This window comes from Candidatus Pelagibacter communis (assembly GCF_001179985.1).
GTDB classification, from domain to species: domain Bacteria; phylum Pseudomonadota; class Alphaproteobacteria; order Pelagibacterales; family Pelagibacteraceae; genus Pelagibacter; species Pelagibacter ubique_J.
Genome location: NZ_CVSI01000054.1, coordinates 1 through 1,130 on the forward strand (window position 1 = coordinate 1; position 1,130 = coordinate 1,130).

Consider the following 1,130-nt stretch of genomic DNA (forward strand, 5'->3'; position numbering starts at 1 on the left):
AGCCAAAGTACCCAAAAATAGATTATCAAGACCTTTATTATTATTCAGCTCCAAAAAGCTTTAAAGATAAACCAAAAAGTCTTGATGAATTAGATCCAAAATTACTTGAAACTTATCAAAAGCTAGGAATTCCACTTAATGAACAAAAAAGATTAAATGGCATAGCTGTTGATGCAGTTTTTGACTCAGTTTCTGTAGCCACAACTTTTAAAGAAACTCTAACAAAACAAGGGATAATATTTTGTTCGATTTCTGAAGCAGTCCAAAAACATCCAGAATTAGTAAAAAAATATTTAGGTACAGTTATACCTTTAACAGATCATTTTTTTGCAACGCTTAATTCAGCAGTTTTTACTGATGGATCATTTGTTTATATTCCGCCAGGAGTAAGGTGTCCTATGGAATTATCAACATATTTTAGAATTAATGCATCTGATACGGGTCAATTTGAAAGAACTTTAATAATTGCAGACAAAGGAAGTTATGTAAGTTATTTAGAAGGATGTACTGCACCAATGCGTGATGAAAATCAATTACACGCAGCTAATGTTGAGCTTATTGCGTTAGATGATGCAGAAATAAAATATTCTACTGTTCAAAACTGGTATCCTGGAGATAAGGATGGCAAAGGTGGAATATATAATTTTGTTACAAAACGAGGTCTCTGCAAAGGTAAAAACTCAAAAATTTCTTGGACTCAAGTTGAAACTGGATCTGCAATTACTTGGAAATATCCAAGCTGTATTTTAAAAGGTGATAACTCAATTGGTGAATTTTACTCAATTGCTATTACTAACAATCATCAAAAAGCAGACACAGGTACAAAGATGATACATCTCGGAAAAAATACAAAGAGTAAAATTATTTCAAAAGGAATAAGTGCAGGTTTTTCAGATATGACTTATAGAGGTCTAGTAGATATTTCCCCAAAAGCTACAAATTCAAATAATTTCACCCAATGTGATTCATTGTTAATGGGTAATAAATGTGGTGCGCACACAGTTCCATATATTAAAAATAAAAACTCGGACTCTAATATTGCACATGAAGCTACAACATCAAAAATTAGTGAAGAACAATTACATTATTGTCAGCAAAGAGGATTAAATCCTGAAGAAGCAGTTGGATTA

The 1,130-nt window shown here is 31.7% G+C and carries 1 protein-coding gene; it reads left to right on the forward strand.

What is annotated here, in order from left to right:
• The coding region (sufB, locus tag AMN80_RS02235; protein ID WP_075520375.1) for a Fe-S cluster assembly protein SufB at positions 1–1,130 on the forward strand (1,130 nt) is incomplete at both ends.